The sequence below is a fragment of the Streptomyces sp. NPDC002870 genome (assembly GCF_042888505.1).
Classification (GTDB): Bacteria; Actinomycetota; Actinomycetes; order Streptomycetales; family Streptomycetaceae; genus Streptomyces.
The window spans coordinates 1-18,045 of the sequence record NZ_JBIAPW010000006.1; the positions used below are offsets into that span (position 1 = coordinate 1).

General features: G+C 68.4%; 16 protein-coding genes, 2 rRNA genes and 1 riboswitch. Of the genes, 14 read left to right on the plus strand and 4 right to left on the minus strand.

Going from position 1 to position 18,045, the window contains the following annotated elements; genetic code table 11:
- From ACFYWY_RS09540 to ACFYWY_RS09595, 12 genes are all read left to right on the plus strand, one after another.
- Positions 1 to 74: ribosomal RNA gene (locus ACFYWY_RS09540) — 23S ribosomal RNA — on the plus strand; the annotation flags it as partial.
- A gap of 87 nt (positions 75 to 161) precedes the next feature.
- Positions 162 to 278, plus strand: a 5S ribosomal RNA gene (gene rrf, locus ACFYWY_RS09545).
- Between the two features lie 147 nt (positions 279 to 425).
- Positions 426 to 1,034 (plus strand): CDP-alcohol phosphatidyltransferase family protein, encoded by a 609-nt coding sequence (locus ACFYWY_RS09550; protein WP_389182301.1) that lies wholly within the window; start codon positions 426 to 428, stop codon positions 1,032 to 1,034.
- 112 nt (positions 1,035 to 1,146) lie between these two features.
- Complete coding sequence (locus ACFYWY_RS09555) at positions 1,147 to 3,642, plus strand: sugar phosphate nucleotidyltransferase (protein ID WP_389182305.1); 2,496 nt, start codon at positions 1,147 to 1,149, stop codon at positions 3,640 to 3,642.
- 97 nt (positions 3,643 to 3,739) lie between these two features.
- On the plus strand, positions 3,740 to 4,669 hold the full coding sequence (locus tag ACFYWY_RS09560; RefSeq protein ID WP_389182308.1) for a DUF881 domain-containing protein: 930 nt from the start codon (positions 3,740 to 3,742) through the stop codon (positions 4,667 to 4,669).
- The gene (locus ACFYWY_RS09565; protein ID WP_003970459.1) at positions 4,666 to 4,998 is read left to right on the plus strand and encodes a small basic family protein; all 333 of its coding nucleotides are present in this window, start codon (positions 4,666 to 4,668) and stop codon (positions 4,996 to 4,998) included. The genes ACFYWY_RS09560 and ACFYWY_RS09565 overlap by 4 nt, the downstream gene beginning before the upstream one ends.
- Positions 4,999 to 5,003: 5 nt before the next feature.
- Entirely contained in the window at positions 5,004 to 5,951 is a 948-nt protein-coding gene (locus ACFYWY_RS09570; protein WP_389182311.1) for a DUF881 domain-containing protein, read from the plus strand.
- Between the two features lie 148 nt (positions 5,952 to 6,099).
- Positions 6,100 to 6,981, plus strand: a complete 882-nt coding sequence (locus ACFYWY_RS09575) for an FHA domain-containing protein (RefSeq protein WP_389183077.1) — start codon at positions 6,100 to 6,102, stop codon at positions 6,979 to 6,981.
- A gap of 43 nt (positions 6,982 to 7,024) precedes the next feature.
- On the plus strand, positions 7,025 to 7,768 hold the full coding sequence (locus ACFYWY_RS09580; RefSeq protein WP_389182314.1) for a MerR family transcriptional regulator: 744 nt from the start codon (positions 7,025 to 7,027) through the stop codon (positions 7,766 to 7,768).
- 53 nt (positions 7,769 to 7,821) lie between these two features.
- Positions 7,822 to 8,295, plus strand: a complete 474-nt coding sequence (locus tag ACFYWY_RS09585; RefSeq protein WP_006123076.1) for a bifunctional nuclease family protein — start codon at positions 7,822 to 7,824, stop codon at positions 8,293 to 8,295.
- Between the two features lie 167 nt (positions 8,296 to 8,462).
- Positions 8,463 to 9,059 carry a MerR family transcriptional regulator gene (locus tag ACFYWY_RS09590; RefSeq protein ID WP_389182317.1) on the plus strand — a complete coding sequence of 199 codons (597 nt, stop codon included), beginning with the start codon at positions 8,463 to 8,465 and terminating at the stop codon, positions 9,057 to 9,059.
- A 101-nt stretch (positions 9,060 to 9,160) separates the two neighbouring features.
- The gene (locus ACFYWY_RS09595; protein ID WP_389182320.1) at positions 9,161 to 10,876 is read left to right on the plus strand and encodes a DNA polymerase IV; all 1,716 of its coding nucleotides are present in this window, start codon (positions 9,161 to 9,163) and stop codon (positions 10,874 to 10,876) included.
- Here the strand turns inward: ACFYWY_RS09595 and ACFYWY_RS09600 are convergent.
- Positions 10,786 to 11,181: a PRC-barrel domain-containing protein gene (locus ACFYWY_RS09600; protein ID WP_389183080.1), complete on the minus strand. Its 396-nt coding sequence runs from the start codon at positions 11,179 to 11,181 to the stop codon at positions 10,786 to 10,788. The two genes, ACFYWY_RS09595 and ACFYWY_RS09600, sit on opposite strands and share 91 nt — an antisense overlap.
- A gap of 102 nt (positions 11,182 to 11,283) precedes the next feature.
- Positions 11,284 to 11,382: riboswitch (glycine riboswitch) on the plus strand.
- 180 nt (positions 11,383 to 11,562) lie between these two features.
- On the opposite strand from ACFYWY_RS09600, the gene gcvP reads away from it, so the two are divergent.
- The gene (gene gcvP, locus ACFYWY_RS09605; RefSeq protein ID WP_389182323.1) at positions 11,563 to 14,448 is read left to right on the plus strand and encodes an aminomethyl-transferring glycine dehydrogenase; all 2,886 of its coding nucleotides are present in this window, start codon (positions 11,563 to 11,565) and stop codon (positions 14,446 to 14,448) included.
- Positions 14,449 to 14,526: 78 nt separating this feature from the next.
- On the opposite strand, the gene ACFYWY_RS09610 is transcribed toward gcvP, so the two are convergent.
- Complete coding sequence (locus ACFYWY_RS09610) at positions 14,527 to 14,733, minus strand: DUF5999 family protein (protein WP_389182326.1); 207 nt, start codon at positions 14,731 to 14,733, stop codon at positions 14,527 to 14,529.
- A 340-nt stretch (positions 14,734 to 15,073) separates the two neighbouring features.
- Positions 15,074 to 15,661, minus strand: coding sequence for a hypothetical protein (locus ACFYWY_RS09615; RefSeq protein ID WP_389182329.1), 588 nt, complete (start codon positions 15,659 to 15,661; stop codon positions 15,074 to 15,076).
- Positions 15,662 to 16,161: 500 nt separating this feature from the next.
- On the opposite strand from ACFYWY_RS09615, the gene ACFYWY_RS09620 reads away from it, so the two are divergent.
- Positions 16,162 to 17,673, plus strand: coding sequence for a glutamate-cysteine ligase family protein (locus ACFYWY_RS09620; RefSeq protein ID WP_389182331.1), 1,512 nt, complete (start codon positions 16,162 to 16,164; stop codon positions 17,671 to 17,673).
- Positions 17,674 to 17,693: 20 nt separating this feature from the next.
- On the opposite strand, the gene ACFYWY_RS09625 is transcribed toward ACFYWY_RS09620, so the two are convergent.
- The gene (locus tag ACFYWY_RS09625; protein WP_389182334.1) at positions 17,694 to 17,903 is read right to left on the minus strand and encodes a hypothetical protein; all 210 of its coding nucleotides are present in this window, start codon (positions 17,901 to 17,903) and stop codon (positions 17,694 to 17,696) included.
- Positions 17,904 to 18,045 lie beyond the last annotated feature (142 nt).

Genomic DNA, 18,045 nt, shown 5'->3' on the forward strand with positions numbered 1-18,045 from the left:
GGTTGATAGGCCAGATGTGGAAGCCGGGTAACCGGTGAAGCTGACTGGTACTAATAGGCCGAGGGCTTGTCCTCAGTTGCTCGCGTCCACTGTGTCAGTTCTGAAGTAACGAACTGTCGAGCCCCCATGGCCGGGGTTCCGGATCGATATCTTCATAGTGTTTCGGTGGTCATTGCGTTAGGGAAACGCCCGGTTACATTCCGAACCCGGAAGCTAAGCCTTTCAGCGCCGATGGTACTGCAGGGGGGACCCTGTGGGAGAGTAGGACGCCGCCGAACAATCTTTGTGGGAAAGCCCCGCACCATTTTGGTGCGGGGCTTTCCTGCGTTCAGGGTTGCGCGGTCCTACCCCTGTGCATGCGTCGACAGTGGCTGAGGGTAAGGTCAGGGGGCATCGTTGGCACGTTCCACACAGGAGGCTCCCGGGTGGAGGTCCAGGAGACCCGCGTTCAGACGGACCGGGTACTCACCATCCCCAACATCCTCAGCATGGCGCGTCTCCTCGGTGTGCCGCTCTTCCTGTGGCTGATTCTTCGCCCCGTCTTCGGGGGGCCCAACAGTGATGGCTGGGCATTGCTCGTGCTGATGCTGAGCGGCGTCACTGACTATCTCGACGGCAAGCTTGCCCGACGATGGAACCAGATCAGCCGCCTGGGGCGGCTTCTCGACCCCGCCGCCGACCGTCTGTACATCCTGTCCACCCTGCTGGGCCTGACCTGGCGCGAGATTCTACCCATCTGGCTCACCGCCGCCCTTTTGGCGCGGGAAGTGATGCTGCTGGTGATGGTGGGAATCCTCCGCCGGCACGGCTATCCGCCGCCCCAGGTGAACTTCCTGGGCAAGGCAGCCACGTTCAACCTGATGTGTGCCTTCCCGTTGCTGCTACTCGGTGACGGCAGCGGGTGGCTTGCGTCACTGGCTGCTATTTTCGGATGGGCGTTCGCAGGATGGGGTACAACTCTCTATTGGTGGGCAGGGATCCTCTATGTGGTCCAGGTCCGCCGACTCGTCAAGGCGGACACAGTGGCCGATTGACCTCGTCGATGCGGTGCCGTGCAGCGTTGCCGGCCGCGCATGACGCCAGAGGGCTTCGTTAGGCGGGTGAAGTCGGCTAGACCGTCGTCTCTTCAAGGAGGACGCTTCCGACATGAAGGCCGTCGTGATGGCCGGTGGCGAAGGAACCCGACTTCGCCCTATGACCTCGAGCATGCCCAAGCCGCTCCTGCCGGTGGCCAATCGGCCGATCATGGAGCATGTGCTGCGATTGCTCAAGCGGCATGGACTCAATGAGACCGTCGTAACCGTGCAGTTTCTCGCCTCACTCGTCAAGAACTACTTCGGTGACGGCGAAGAGCTCGGGATGGAGCTCACCTATGCCAATGAGGAGAAGCCACTCGGCACCGCGGGGAGCGTGAAAAACGCCGAGGAAGCACTCAAGGACGACACGTTCCTCGTCATCTCCGGTGATGCGCTCACAGACTTCGATCTCACCGATCTGATCTCCTTCCACAAGGAGAAGGGCGGTTTGGTCACTGTGTGTCTGACGCGAGTGCCGAATCCGCTGGAATTCGGTATCACCATCGTGGACGAAGAGGGAAAGGTCGAGCGTTTCCTGGAGAAACCGACCTGGGGACAGGTTTTCTCGGACACCGTGAACACGGGCATCTACGTCATGGAGCCCGAAGTATTCGACTACGTCGAGGCAGACGTGTCCGTCGACTGGTCCGGGGATGTGTTCCCGCAGCTCATGAAGGAAGGCAAGCCGATCTACGGCTATATCGCCGAGGGCTACTGGGAGGACGTGGGCACGCACGAGAGCTACGTGAAGGCGCAGGCCGACGTCCTCGAAGGCAAGGTGGACGTGGAGCTCGACGGGTTCGAGATCTCTCCCGGTGTGTGGGTGGCGGAAGGCGCGGATGTGCATCCGGACGCCGTGCTCCGCGGTCCGCTGTATATCGGGGACTACGCCAAGGTCGAAGCCAATGCGGAGATCCGCGAGCACACGGTCGTGGGCTCCAACGTCGTCGTGAAGAGCGGTGCCTTTCTTCATAGGGCCGTCATCCACGACAACGTGTACATCGGGGACCACTGCAACCTCCGCGGCTGCGTGATCGGCAAGAACACCGACATCATGCGAGCGGCGCGCATCGAGGAAGGCGCCGTCATCGGTGACGAGTGCCTGGTGGGCGAAGAATCGGTCATCCAGGGCAATGTCCGCGTCTACCCCTTCAAGACCATCGAGGCCGGCGCCTTCGTCAACACCTCGGTGATCTGGGAGTCGAGGGGGCAGGCACATCTCTTCGGTGCCAGGGGCGTCACCGGGATCCTCAATGTGGAGATCACGCCGGAACTGGCGGTGCGGCTGGCCGGTGCGTACGCCACCACCCTCAAGAAGGGGGCGACGGTCACCACGGCGCGTGACCACTCCCGTGGTGCCCGTGCGCTCAAACGGGCCGTGATCTCGGCTCTGCAGACCAGTGCCATCGACGTACGGGACCTGGAGAACGTGCCGTTGCCCGTCGCGCGGCAGCAGACCGCGCGAGGCAGCGCGGGCGGCATCATGATCCGTACGTCTCCAGGTGTGCCGGACTCCGTCGACATCATGTTCTTCGACGAACGCGGAGCGGACCTCTCCCAGGCCGGACAGCGGAAGCTGGACCGGGTGTACGCGCGCCAGGAATACCGGAGGGCGTTCCCGGGCGAGATCGGGGACCTGTACTTCCCGTCCAGCGTCTTCGACTCGTACACCGGATCCCTGCTGCGCAATGTCGACAAATCTGGGATCGCCGAATCGGGGCTGAAGGTCGTCATCGACGCGTCCAACGGCAGCGCCGGACTTGTTCTGCCGAGCCTGCTCGGCCGGCTCGGGGTGGACGCTCTGACAATCAACCCCGGCCTCGACGAGTCCCGGCCCACGGAGTCGGCCGACGCCCGGCGGTCCGGGCTGGTTCGGCTCGGCGAGATCGTGGCCTCGGCGCGGGCCGCCTTCGGGGTGCGCTTCGACCCCGTCGGCGAGCGGCTCTCCCTCGTCGACGAACGAGGACGGATCGTCGAGGACGATCGCGCGCTGCTGGTGCTGCTCGACCTGGTCGCCGCGGAGCGGCGCAGCGGGCGGGTGGCGCTGCCGGTGACCACCACACGGATCGCCGAGCAGGTGGCGGCGTACCACGGCACGCAGGTCGAGTGGACGACGACATCGCCCGACGATCTGACGCGGGTCGCGCGTGAGGAGACCACGATCTTCGGCGGTGACGGCCTCGGTGGCTTCATCGTGCCGGAGTTCAGCAGTGTCTTCGACGCTTCGGCGGCGTTCGTGCGGCTGGTCGGGCTGGTGGCCCGTACGCAGCTCACGCTGAGCCAGATCGATGCCCGCATCCCGCGGGCACATGTGCTGCGGCGCGATCTGGCGACCCCATGGGCGGTCAAGGGGCTGGTGATGCGGCGGGTCGTCGAGGAGGCCGGGGACCGGCACGTCGACACGACCGACGGGGTACGGGTCGTCGAGGCCGACGGCCGCTGGATCATGGTCCTTCCCGACCCCGCGGAGGCCGTCACCCATCTGTGGGCAGAGGGGCCTGATGACGCTTCGGCGCAGGCGCTGCTCGACGAGTGGTCTGCCGTCGTGGACAGCGCAGGTAACTGAGGTGGGACGGGTGTGCCGGAAGTTGTCTTTCGACGGCTTCCGGCACACCGGTGGGGCCATTCGGCGGTAGCGCCCGCGACGTGCGACGATGTGCGGCATGTCGCAGCAGCCCCCCGTTCGGAGCACCGGCGCTCCACCCGTACGTCCCGATGCGTCCATGTCGCTGCTGACGAACGTTATGGAGCACAGCCTCGACGACGGATACGCGGAGGCGGCTGCCCGCAGGGAGGCCGAGGGCGGGGGACTGCCTCGCACGCTACGTGCGAAGCTCGGACTCGCCGCCGGCCTTGTGCTGACTGCTCTGGTCGTCACCGTCGGAGCCGCGCAGGCGCGGATATCGGCACCGGTCGTGGCGAAGGAGCGCGAGGAGCTCATCGACCGGATCGGCGCCGAGACGTCCGACGCCGACGCGCTGGAGCGGAGCGTCGACGAACTCCGGGACGAGGTGGGGGACCGGCAGCGCAAGGCCCTCAAGACACAGGGCGGGGGCCAGGGGGAACTCGTCGCACTGCTCTCCGGCGCCACCGAGGTGGAGGGGCCGGGTGTGAAGCTCGTCGTAGACGATGCGAAGGACACCGATCAGGGGGGCGACGGGCCGCGGGAGAGCAGCGGCTTCAGCGACACGGGCCGGGTCCGCGACCGCGATATGCAGCGGATCGTCAACGGGCTCTGGGAGTCGGGTGCGGAAGCGGTCGCGATCAACGGGCAGCGGCTGACCGCCCTGTCCGCGATCCGCGCGGCCGGCGACGCCATACTGGTCGACAACAGGCCGCTGGTGCCGCCGTACACGGTGCTCGCGGTGGGGGACGGCAAGAAGTTGAGCACCGCCTTCCAGGACAGTGCCGACGGACAGTATCTGCACGCGTTGCAGGAGAACTTCGGTATCCGCACCAGCATCTCCAGCGAGGAGAAGGTGCGGCTGCCGGCCGCGCCGAGCTTGATCGTACGTACAGCAGAGCCGAAGACCGCCGACGCCGGGACGGGCAACGGGCAGGGCACGGCTGACACAGGGAAGGGCACATCGTGATCGCCGTACTGGGCCTCGTCGTGGGAGTCGTGGTCGGACTGTTGGTCCGGCCCGAGGTACCGGCGGTGGTCGAGCCCTATCTGCCGATCGCTGTCGTCGCGGCTCTCGACGCGGTCTTCGGCGGCCTGCGGGCCATGCTCGACGGGATCTTCGTGGACAAGGTCTTCGTCGTCTCCTTCCTGTCGAACGTGGTGGTGGCAGCACTGATCGTGTTCCTGGGTGACAAGTTGGGCGTCGGCGCCCAGCTGTCCACGGGTGTGGTGGTCGTGCTCGGCATCCGGATCTTCTCCAACGCTGCCGCGATCCGCCGGCATGTGTTCCGGGCGTGAGGCCGATGAACAGCGAAGAGAACCCGAAGGGTGAGGAGCCGGAGGCGGTCGCGCCGTCGGCGGACCAGTCCGACCAGCCGAGCCAGTCCGACCAGCCGAGCCGGCCGGACCAGCCCAGCCGGCCCGAGCCTGAGCGGCCCGAGTCCAAGCAGGACCAGCCCAAGCAGGACCAGCCAGAGCCGAAGCAGCCAGAGCCGGGGCATGCCGAGCAGGACCAGCCCGAGGCCGAGCAGCAGACCGGTCGCCAGCGGCTCGGCGCGGTGCTGTGGCCGCCGCGGGTCAGCCGCGCCCAACTCATCGTCGCCCTGCTGCTGTTCGTCCTCGGTCTGGGGCTCGCCATCCAGGTCCGCTCGACCAGCGACAACAGCGCGCTGCGGGGGGCCCGTCAGGAGGACCTGGTGCGCATCCTCGACGAACTCGACAACCGCACCCAGCGCCTCGAGGACGAGAAGCAGCGCCTCGAGGACCAGCGCACCGAACTGGAGAGCAGCTCGGACCAGGCGGAAGAGGCGCGCAAGCAGACGCGGCAGAAGGAGCAGCAACTCGGCATCCTGGCGGGCACGGTCGCGGCACAGGGCCCCGGCATCACGCTGACCATCGAGGACCCGTCCGGCACGGTTGAGTCGGACATGCTGCTGGACGCGATCCAGGAACTGCGTGCCGCCGGTGCGGAAGCCATCCAGGTCAACGACATCCGGGTCGTCGCTGACACCCATTTCACAGGTACGGGTGGTGAGATCGAGGTGGACGGCAAGAAGATCACCGCGCCGTACAGCTTCAAGGTCATCGGCAAGCCGCAGGACCTGGAGCCCGCCCTGAACATCCCCGGCGGTGTGGTGCAGACGCTTGAGAAGGAGCAGGCCACCGCCACGGTGGAGCGCTCACAGAAGATCGTCGTGGATGCCTTGCGACCTGCGAAGCGGCCTGACTACGCTCGGTCGTCGGCGCAGTGAGGCGGGGGCGCATGGGGTCGGGCGGACCAGGGCATGAGGTTGCGGGGGGTCGGCACATCACAACGCTGCGGTGTGGTGGAAACTGTCTGGTGGTTACGGACGTTGTGAGGATGTCCGGGTCGGCAGGTGTGATCATTGAGGGTTCGTCCTGCCCCACGGGCGGGTCTATTTCGGTCAAGGGGAATCGCCCGTGAAGTTGTTTGGGAAGTTGTTCGGCAAGAGCGCACGCGAGGACGGCGGCAACGCCAAGCATCGCGCGCCGCGCCATGGCCAGAGTGAGGAGCAGGGCGCTGAGCGGCCGCTCTTCCGGGACGAGGTCGGTGGTCCGGGCGGTGACATTTCGGGCGGTCAGGGCGCGTCGTCTGTTGACCCTGCCGGTCCCGGCCGCATAGGTTTCGGGGAACCATCAACCTCAAGTACGGGTGGAGGGTTTCCCTCCGACCCGTATGCGACCAATCCCCACGCGGCACAGCCGCGGCAGGAGGATCCGTCCATGTCGGCCTTGGTTTGTACGAGGTGCGGGCACCGCAATGCCGAGGCCAGCCGGTTCTGCTCCAACTGCGGCGCACCGCTGCGCGGCGGGACACCGGCGGAGCGTCCTTCTGAGACGACCTCGACGATCTCCATCTCCGGCATCGAGGCGTACGACTCCGAGGTGACGGGCCAGACGCAGGTTCCGTCGCTCTCTCCCGAGGCCCAGGCGGCCGTCGACGCGCTGCCGCTCGGCTCGGCGCTCCTGGTGGTGCGCCGCGGGCCCAATTCCGGTAGCCGCTTCCTGCTGGACGGCGAGCTGACCACGGCCGGCCGCCATCCGCAGAGCGACATCTTCCTCGACGACGTCACCGTCTCGCGCCGTCATGTTGAGTTCCGCAGGGGCCCGGACGGCAGTTTCACCGTCGCGGACGTCGGCAGTCTCAACGGCACCTACGTCAACCGCGAGCGGATCGACTCGGTCCTCCTGGCGAACGGTGACGAGGTTCAGATCGGCAAGTACCGGCTGGTCTTCTATGCGAGCCAGCGGGGCGTGTGACCCTCCCCCAGACTCCGTCCGGGGGGACCCCCAGGGAAGGTACATGCTGCGAACACCGACGGGCGGTGCCGGTCACGGCACCGCCACAGCGGGCGAGAGGCTGATGAGCATCGGCACGGTGCTCAGCCAGCTGCGCGACGAGTTTCCCGAAGTGACCATCTCCAAGATTCGTTTCCTGGAGGCCGAGGGGCTGGTCGAGCCGCGGCGCACCCCGTCCGGGTACCGCAAATTCAGCCCCGAGGACGTGGAGCGGCTGGCCCAGGTGCTGCGGATGCAGCGGGACCACTATCTTCCGCTGAAGGTCATCCGCGAGCATCTCGACGCCCTCGGCCGCGGTGAGCAGGTGCAGATGCCTGCGCAGGGGCCGCAGCGGGAGCTGCTCGACGGTGCCTGGGAATCCGACTCGGAGCGTGTGACCGCTGCCCGGGTGGGCCGTTCGGAGCTCCTTGCCGCCGCCGAGGTGAGTGAGGCGGAGCTGGACGAGTGGGAGTCGTACGGCCTGCTGGCGCGGGACGGGGACGGCGGCTACGACGCCGAATCGGTGACCGTTGCGCGGCTGGTCGCGGATCTGGGGAGATTCGGTCTCGAACCCCGGCATCTGCGGGCGATGAAGGCTGCCGCCGACCGTGAGGCGGGGCTGGTCGAGCAGGTGGTCGCACCCTTGCGGCGGCACCGTAATCCGCAGACCAGAGCGCACGCCGAGGCGACGACGAAGGAGCTGGCGGCCCTGTCCGTGCGGCTTCACGCTGCCCTGGTGCAGACAGCGCTCGGAGTACGACTGCACTGATCTTGGGGGAGCCCGACTACCCAAACCGGTCGGGCAAGTCCTAGGGTTGCTGTGTGAACGAGCTCGACGTAGTGGGTGTCCGGGTCGAAATGCCCTCGAACCAACCGATCGTGCTCCTACGTGAAGTGGGAGGCGACCGGTACCTCCCCATTTGGATCGGTCCCGGGGAGGCCACCGCCATTGCCTTTGCCCAGCAGGGCATGGCACCGGCCAGGCCGCTGACGCATGACCTCTTCAAAGACGTGCTGGAGGCGGTGGGCCAGGAGCTCACCGAGGTCCGCATCACTGACCTGCGCGAAGGGGTTTTCTACGCGGAGCTGGTCTTTGCGAGCGGAGTCGAGGTGAGCGCGAGACCCTCCGACGCCATAGCGCTGGCCCTGCGCACCGGTACGCCGATCTACGGCAGTGACGGGGTGCTCGACGACGCGGGAATCGCCATCCCGGACGAGCAGGAGGACGAGGTGGAGAAGTTCCGCGAGTTCCTCGATCAGATCTCGCCAGAGGACTTCGGCACCAACAGCCAGTGACCGCCGCGACGGGCGGCGTCAGCGCATTCGAGTAGCTTTTCCCCGAATAGGGGCACGAGAAACCACTCTCAGGGTGATTATCACTCGGCGTGCCGAGTGTGGCGATCGTTGACGCACCCCGGGTGACTGCCTACCGTCGAGATGGCAGGTCAAGGACGGAGGTCGGCGTGAGAAATAGCGGCGACGGTACGGCAGGGGGCGCCCCCGGACGGAGTCTGGGGGAGGGCGGGCCGTATCCGCTCCACGGAAGTGCGGCCGACCCTTCGAGGGAGACGATCGGCTACCGGGGGCCGACCGCCTGTGCGGCGGCGGGCATCACCTACAGGCAACTCGACTACTGGGCGCGTACCGGGCTGGTCGAGCCCAGCGTGCGGCCGGCGTACGGATCGGGCACACAGCGGCTCTACAGCTTCCGCGATGTGGTCGTCCTCAAGATCGTCAAGCGTTTTCTCGACACCGGCGTGGCGCTGCAGAACATCCGCGCCGCGGTGCAGCATCTGCGGGCGCGCGGCGTCACGGACCTCGAACGCATGACGCTGATGAGCGACGGCGCCACGGTCTACGAGTGCTCGTCGCCCGACGAGGTGGTCGACCTGCTTCAGGGCGGGCAGGGGGTCTTCGGGATCGCCGTCGGTGTGGTGTGGCGGGATGTCGAGGCGGCGCTGTCTCAGCTGCACGGCGAGCGGATCGACACCGGCGAGACCCTCGTGGGGAACAACCCCTCGGACGAGCTGGCCAGGCGCAGGCGCGACCGGGCCGTCTGAGCCCCGGCGCGGGTCGCCCGTCGTCGCTGCTGATCGCCACTGCAGGATGGTGCCCCTGTCTGTCGGCGCCATTGTCAGTGGCGTAGGGCAGCATCGAACATGTGAGAACCGCGCCGACGATTCTGCATCTGGACATGGATGCCTTCTTCGCCGCCGCCGAACAGGCGGCGAAGCCGAGTCTGCGCGGAAAGCCGGTGGTCGTCGGGGGGCTCGGGCCGCGCGGGGTCGTCGCCACCGCTTCGTACGAGGCAAGGCGCTTCGGCGTGCACTCGGCGATGCCGATGGCGCAGGCGAGGCGGCTGGCGCCGAACGCCGCGTATCTCGTGCCGCGCTTCTCGCTCTACCGCGCGGTGAGCGAGCAGGTGATGGAGCTGCTCGGCAGGCTCTCGCCGCTGGTGGAGCCGCTGAGCCTGGACGAGGCCTTCGTCGACTTGGAGGCGGGGGGCTCGGCCGATGACGCGGCTTCCGCGCGGGCGGCCGGTGAGCGGCTGCGTGGGGACATCCTCGCCGTCACCGGGCTGACGGGGTCCGTCGGGCTCGCCGGATCCAAGATGCTCGCCAAGATCGCCTCCGAGCAGGCGAAACCGGACGGTCTGCTGCTCATAGAGCCCGGTACGGAGCGTGAACTGCTCGGGCCGATGTCCGTGCGGACGCTGCCGGGGGTGGGGCCTGCCACCGGGGAGCATCTGCGGCGGGCCGGGATGACGACGGTCGCCGAGCTGGCGGAGGCGGGCGAGGACGAACTCGTACGGCTGCTGGGCAAGGCGCACGGCACCTCGCTGTTCCGGATGTCCATGGGGTACGACGACCGGCCGGTGGTGGCCGAGCGGGACGCGAAGTCGGTGTCGGTGGAGGACACCTTCGATGTGGATCTGCACGACCGGGTGCGGGTGCGGATCGAGGTGGAGCGGCTGGCGGACCGGTGTGTGCAGCGGCTGCGGGCGTCCGGGCACTCGGGGCGGACCATCGTGCTGAAGGTACGGCGGTACGACTTCTCGACGCTGACGCGCTCGGAGACGCTGCGTGGGCCGACGGATGATCGGGCGGTGGTGCGGGAGGCCGCCGGGCGGCTGCTGGAAGCGGTGGACACGACGGGTGGGGTGCGGCTGCTGGGGGTGGGCGTGACGGGGCTCGCGGACTACACGCAGGAGGATCTCTTCGCCCAGGCCGCGGCCGATGAGCGGGCCGAGCACGAATCACATGCGGAGGCGGCCGAGGGCGAGGGGGACGCGCACGCGACCAAGGACACGGCGGGAGCCGGGGCAGAGGCGGGGACCCGAGTCGCGGCGGGGGCGGGAACTGGGGCACGGACCCCAGCCGCGGCCGCAGCTGGGGCGGGGGCGGGGGCTGGGCCAGGGACCCGAACCGCTGCCGCAGCAGGAGCAGGGAGCGCGGTCGCAGCTGGGGCAGGGACCCGAACCGCTGCCGTAGCGGGGGCAGGGGCAGGCGGCGCGGCCAGGGCAGGGACGGGAGCAGGTGCCGGGGCGGGTGGGGCGGAGCACGAGGCGCTCGCGGCGCGGCGCTGGGCGGCCGGGCACGACGTGCGGCATGCCGAGTACGGGGCGGGGTGGGTGCAGGGCAGCGGGCTCGGCCGGGTCACCGTCCGGTTCGAGGAGCCGGGGTCGCCGCCGGGGCGCGTACGCACCTTCCGGGTCGACGACCCCGATCTGGAGCCCTCCGATCCGCTGCCGCTCGTAGGGCGGCCCGCGGCGGTGGAGAGTGCGGGTCAGTCCTCCTGGCCTGCGACTCGGCCGAAGGACCGGTCCCCCGAGGAGGGAGCGGGCGTTTCGGGACCTTCGGAGAGGTCGAGGCCGTAGTGGTGGTAGAGCTGAAGCTCCTGTTCCGGGGAGAGATGGCGACCGACTCCGAAGTCCGGGGCATCCTTGATCAGCGAGCGCTCGTACGGGACGTGCAGGCTGTCGTCGACGAGCTTGCTCGGCTCCAGCGGGACGAACGCGTCCCGGCTGAACAGGCCGGTTCGCACAGCCGCCCACTCGGGCACACCCGTGGCATCGTCCAGGTACACCTCGTCCACAGTCCCGATCTTGTGGCCGTTGCGGTCGAACGCCTTGCGGCCGATCAGGCTGCGCGGATCGATATCGGTCTGCACGGTCCCTCCAATAGGTCGCAACTGCTGATTAAATACTACAAAAGTGCACATCGAGGGTGTCGGCCACTTGAGCGATCGGCGAGGGGGCGCGCTGGTAGGCTGTCAAGCGGCTGCTGACCCCGTGCGGGAGAGTCCACCGGTAGAAGGTACCGGCGGCGCCGAAGGAGCAAATCCTCCCCGGAATCTCTCAGGCCCCTGTACCGCACGGACGAGGTCACTCTGGAAAGCAGGGCGGGCGTCGGACGGCATCCGCTCTCACCGACGGTGAAAGCCGGAGCGTCACATGCGTGCGCCCCGGTGAAGCTCTCAGGTTGAGATGACAGAGGGGGAGGCCGTCCGGGCATCCGCGCGTGGTGCCCTTCGCCGGTCGTGTCAGACCAGGAGGCCTCCTAAATGACCGCCAACCGCATTTCGCTCTCCCAGCTTGAGCAAGGCATCCCCTTCGAGCAGCGCCACATCGGGCCCGACGCCGGGGCTCAGGCGAAGATGCTGGCGCAGGTGGGCTACGGCTCGCTCGACGAGCTGACCGCCGCCGCGGTGCCTGATGTGATCAAGAGCGCGGAGGCGCTGAACCTCCCGGGCGCGCGCACCGAGGCGGATGTGCTCGCCGAGCTGCGCACGCTGGCCGACCGCAATCAGGTGCTGGCGCCCATGATCGGCCTTGGCTACTACGGCACCTTCACGCCGCCGGTGATCCTGCGCAATGTCATGGAGAACCCGGCCTGGTACACCGCCTACACGCCGTACCAGCCGGAGATCTCCCAGGGCCGGCTGGAGGCGCTGCTCAACTTCCAGACGATGGTCGCCGATCTGACCGGTCTGCCCACCTCCGGCGCCTCGCTGCTCGACGAGAGCACGGCCGCCGCCGAGGCCATGTCGCTGGCCCGCCGGGTCGGCAAGGTGAAGAACGGCGTCTTCCTGGTCGACGCCGACACCCTGCCGCAGACCCTCGCGGTGATCGAGACCCGCGCGGAGCCCACCGGCGTCGAGGTCGTCGCCGCCGACCTCAGCGACGGCATCCCCGCCGAGATCGCGGAGCGCGGCGTCTTCGGCCTGCTGCTGCAGTACCCGGGCGCCTCCGGTGCCGTACGCGACATCAAGCCCGTCATCGAGCAGGCGCACGAGCTCGGCGCGATCGTCACCATCGCCGCAGATCTGCTGGCGCTCACCCTGCTCACCTCGCCCGGCGAGCTGGGCGCCGACATCGCGGTGGGCACCACGCAGCGCTTCGGCGTCCCGATGGGCTTCGGCGGCCCGCACGCCGGTTACATGGCCGTGCGCGAGAAGTTCGCGCGCAGCCTGCCCGGCCGGCTCGTCGGCGTGTCCCAGGACGCGGACGGCAACAAGGCGTACCGGCTCGCGCTGCAGACCCGTGAGCAGCACATCCGCCGCGAGAAGGCCACCAGCAACATCTGTACCGCGCAGGTGCTTCTCGCCGTGATGGCGGGGATGTATGCCGTCTACCACGGCCCGGAGGGGCTCAGGGGGATCGCGCAGCGCACCCACCGGTACGCCGCGATCCTCGCCGAGGGGCTGCGGACCGGTGGCGTCGAGGTCGTGCACGGGGGGTACTTCGACACGCTGACCGCACGGGTGCCGGGCAAGGCCGCGGACGTCGTGGCCGCCGCGCGTGAGGGCGGGGTCAACCTCCGCCTCGTCGACGCCGACCACCTCTCCATCGCGTGTGACGAGACCACGACCCGTACCCAACTGACCGCGGTCTGGGCGGCCTTCGGCGTCGAGGCCGATGTCGAGGCGCTGGACGCGGCGACCGACGACACCCTGCCGGCCGCCCTGCTGCGCACGGACGACTACCTCACCCACCCCGTCTTCCATCAGCACCGTTCCGAGACGGCGATGCTGCGCTACCTGCGCAAGCTCGCCGACCGCGACTACGCGCTGGACCGCGGCATGATCCCGCTCGGCTCCTGCACCATGAAGCTGAACGCGACCACCGAGATGGAGCCGGTCACCTGGCCGGAGTTCGGGCAGATCCACCCCTTCGCGCCGGTCGAGCAGGCCGCCGGATACCTCACGCTCATCCACGAGCTGGAGGAGCGCCTCGCCGAGGTCACCGGGTACGACGTGGTCTCCATCCAGCCCAACGCCGGTTCGCAGGGCGAGCTCGCGGGTCTGCTGGCCGTGCGCGCGTATCACCGGGCCAACGGCGACGATCAGCGCACCATCTGCCTCATCCCGTCCTCCGCGCACGGCACCAACGCCGCCAGCGCGGTGATGGCGGGCATGAAGGTCGTCGTGGTGAAGACCGCCGACGACGGCGAGGTGGACATCGAGGACCTGCGCGCCAAGATCGAGCAGTACCGCGACGAGCTCTCGGTCCTGATGATCACCTACCCGTCCACGCATGGCGTGTTCGAGGAGCATGTCGCCGACATCTGCGCGCAGGTGCACGAGGCCGGCGGCCAGGTGTACGTCGACGGCGCCAACCTCAACGCGCTGGTGGGCCTCGCCAAGCCGGGCAAGTTCGGCGGCGACGTCTCGCACCTCAATCTGCACAAGACCTTCTGCATCCCGCACGGCGGCGGCGGTCCGGGCGTGGGCCCGGTGGGCGTACGGGCGCACCTCGCCCCGTACCTCCCGAACCACCCGCTTCAGCCGACCGCCGGTCCCGAGACGGGCGTGGGACCGATCTCCGCCGCCCCGTGGGGTTCGGCGGGCATCCTGCCGATCTCGTGGGCGTACGTACGGCTCATGGGCGGCGAGGGCCTCAAGCGGGCCACGCAGGTCGCCGTGCTCGCGGCCAACTACATCGCCAAGCGCCTGGAGCCGCACTACCCGGTGCTCTACACCGGTCCGGCCGGTCTGGTCGCGCACGAGTGCATCGTGGACCTGCGGCCGCTGTCGAAGGCGACCGGCGTCAGCGTCGACGACATCGCCAAGCGCCTGATCGACTACGGCTTCCACGCGCCGACGATGTCCTTCCCGGTGGCCGGCACGCTGATGATCGAGCCCACCGAGAGCGAGGACCTGACCGAGATCGACCGCTTCTGCGACACGATGATCGCGATCCGCGGGGAGATCGAGAAGGTCGCTTCGGGCGAGTGGCCCGCGGACGACAACCCGCTGCGCAACGCTCCGCACACCGCGGCGGCGCTGGGCGGGGAGTGGGAGCACCCGTACAGCCGCGAGGACGCGGTCTTCCCGGATGGAGTGAGCGCCTCGGACAAGTACTGGCCGCCGGTGCGCCGGATCGACGGTGCGTTCGGCGACCGTAATCTCGTCTGCTCCTGCCCGCCGCTGGAGGAGTACGACAACTGACGGGCGCGGCGGCGCTCATGCGTCGGGGCCGGTGCGGAGATCTGTCTCCGGGCCGGCCCCCTTCTCGTACGGACGGCGCTAGGCGGCCGTCATCACCTGCCCGCTCGCCCGCGGACGGTGCGGCGCGATGATCTGGCCGTCCGGCAGCAGCTCACCGGTGTCCTCGAAGAGCAGGACGCCGTTGCACAGCAGGCTCCAGCCCTGCTCCGGGTGGTGCGCCATGAGGCGGGCGGCTTCCCGGTCGGCTGAGTCGGATGTCGGGCAGGCAGGCTTGTGCTGGCACATGGGTGGGTTCTCTCGCTGCGTTGTAGTGACTGTGACTGTCCTGCGGCTCGATGAGGTGTTCATGGCCGCCCCCCGTATCTGTCGGTCCGATCCCAGTGTTGCCCCACGGGCGTCAATCCGCAGGGATTTCGCGGCAGCTCTTCTTACTGGTTAATGACGTATCACTCGGGCGGAGGGTTCAGCTCAACTCCACTGTCCTTTCGGGTGGTTCGAGGGGGCCGGTTTGGGCTAGTCCGGATGGGGCAGCAGTGCGCCCCGTGACCGGGTGGTCACGGGGCGCGAAGGGGGCGTGAGCTGGGCTCGAGCAGCGCGCTGGTGCGGCTCGAGCCGGGGCGGACGGTCAGGCTGGGGAGCCGAGCAGCGGCGCCGGTGTGAGCCGCAGGGTCATCACCGGCAGCAGATCGGCGACCCGGTGCGGCCGGTGTGCCGTGATGCCGGGAGGCGCGGGGCGCAGCGGCACCAGGACGTCCGTCGGAAGGGGTGTGCCTGCCGAGGCGTCGGCGTCCGTGTCGCCGTGCAGCCAGAGAGTGAGCATGTAGAGCTCGGGGATGGAGAGCAGCCGCGGCTGGAAGGGAGTCTTCATCGACTCGGCCTGGCGCAGCGCTCGTTCGGTGGAGTTGAGGTAGGGCCCTTCGAAGAAGTGGGAGAAGGCCCAGCCGTCGGGGGTGAGTATCGTCTCCGCCGCGGCCACGGCTCGTTCGCCGCTGCGGATCAGGAAACGCCAGCCCGTGAGGCGGGTGTAGGGGGCACTGTCGATCGGCACGATCTGATCGAGTACGTGGACGGGAAGCGGCAGTTCGGGGCTCACAGGTCCCTGGACGGACCTGAGGGCGGGTGTGCGGGCCTCGCGGACGGCTGTCGGGGAACCGAGTGCCGCGAGGACGCTGCGCAGGGCAGGCGCGGGAGCCGGGGGGACATGCAGCGGCATGGTGGGTCGCCTCTCACTTCGGAGACACGTTGGTGCAAGGGTTGGTGCAAGGGGCAAGGGCAGGTGCGGACGGCGCTGTCAGCGTGCGGGGCCAGAGGGGCCGGAAAGGCCGCCGGGCGCCAACTCTCTGCCTTGTTCACGGAGTTTATACGAATCGTGTTCACGCAGTGTTTCTGCTAGCGCTCGTGCGCATTTCCGGCAAGGCGGTATCAGGTCTTTCTATTGCCGTCTTTCTGCCGATTTATCGTGAGCGCAGGGCCGCGGCCTGGGATTTCATCGGCCGAGCGGTAGGCCGAAACCCGTCGGTGTTTTTCACCAGGCGTCAGGCGGTGGTAACTGCGTAGTGCATCATGCCGAAGGAATGTGCCGCTCGATCACTCAGTACACCCTACCGGCTGCGGACCGTTCGCGGGGCGTTAGGGATCAGTCAGTCTGGGCATTATCGTCCGTGACGCGAGCGGCTGATGCTGCGTGGTGCCCACTCGAGGAGGGACGCTTCGATGGGGGAGAAGGTCGTGGCAGGCGGGATCGACCTGTCCGATCGGCAAAGGTACCGGCGAAAGTTGCAGCAGTGCCTCGCGGGACTGGGGAGGTTGCTGGCGGAGAAGAGGTTCGACCGGCCCAAGAATCTCATGGGCCTGGAGATCGAGCTGAATCTCGCAGGTGCCGACGGGCTGCCACGGATGAGGAATGCGGAAGTTCTCGAGCGTATCGCGAGCCGTGATTTCCAGACCGAGCTCGGAATGTTCAACCTGGAAGTAAATATCGTTCCGCACAGGCTGAGCGGACGTGTGCTGGACCAGCTGGCCGAGGAGTTGCGCACCGGTCTCGGATACGCGAACCGGAAAGCCGCCGAGGTCGGCTCCGGGATCGTGATGATCGGAATTCTGCCGACGCTCGCCCAGCAGGACCTGGTCTCCGCGAACCTCTCCGACGTCGACAGATACATATTGCTCAACGACCAGATCGTCGCGGCGCGCGGCGAGGACTTCACGCTCGACATCGAGGGCGTGGAGCGGCTGACCTGCACCTCGGCGTCGATAACTCCCGAGGCGGCCTGCACGTCGGTGCAGCTGCACCTCCAGGTGACGCCTGCCCGCTTCGCCGACGTGTGGAACGCCGCGCAGGCGGTGGCCGCCGTGCAGGTCGCGGTGGGCGCCAACTCGCCCTTCCTGTTCGGCAGGGAGCTGTGGCGTGAGTCCCGGCCACCGCTGTTCCAGCAGGCCACCGACACCAGGCCGCCCGAGCTCCAGGCCCAGGGCGTGCGCCCGCGGACCTGGTTCGGCGAGCGGTGGGTGAATTCCGCGTACGACCTCTTCGAGGAGAATCTGCGCTACTTCCCCGCCCTGCTGCCGATCTGCGACGAGGAGGACCCGCTGCGGGTGCTCGACGACGGCGGTGTACCGCGGCTGCAGGAACTCGTCCTGCACAACGGCACGGTCTACCGCTGGAACCGCCCGGTGTACGCGGTCGTGGACGGCGTGCCCCATCTGCGGGTGGAGAACCGCGTACTGCCCGCCGGGCCCACCGTCACCGATGTGATCGCCAACACCGCGTTCTATTACGGGCTGGTGCGCGCGCTCGCGGAAGAGGCCAGGCCGGTGTGGAGCAGGCTGCCGTTCGCCGCCGCGGCAGACAACTTCGACACCGCGTGCCGCCACGGCATCGACGCCGAGCTCCAGTGGCCGCGCCCTGGCCGGATCGGCGGCATCACGCAGGTGCCGGCCGTCAAACTCGTACGCGACGAACTGCTGCCGCTGGCCGCGGCCGGGCTCGACGCCTGGAATGTCGAGCCCGCCGACCGGGACTTCTATCTCGGCGTGATCGAGGAGCGGTGCAAGCGGCGGGTGAACGGGGCGTCGTGGCAGGCCGACACGTACCACCGCGCGCTGGAGGCCGGTCTGGAACGGGACGCCGCCCTCGCCGCGACCACCCGCCGATACTGCGAGCTGATGCACCAGGGCGAGCCGGTGCACACCTGGCCGGTGGGCTACCCCGGCGCGCACTCCTGAGCGCCCTTCGCTGAGCGGCTTCACTGGGCGGCCTTCGCTGGGTGGGCCTTCACCGAGCGGCGGTCCGGCCCGCCTGACCGACCGCCGTGATCGCCTTGCGGCCAGATCTCGTAGCCGGGCGTGGCGGTGCCGGCGGCGGGTTCCTGCGCGACCTTGCAGTAACGGCGTCCACGCGGACGGGACCTGCCTGTGTCCGTCGCCTCGTCGTCGGGCAAGCTGTGACGTCCCATGCGGTGGTGCCCCTCCTTGAACGACGAGCAAGGAAAAGACGAGCAAGGAAAAGGGGACCGCGTCATTGCGATGACGCTTGTCCTCCGGCCTGTCGCGCGCGATCTTCGCACCTGCATTCGAGACCCTGGCGGGGCGAGGATG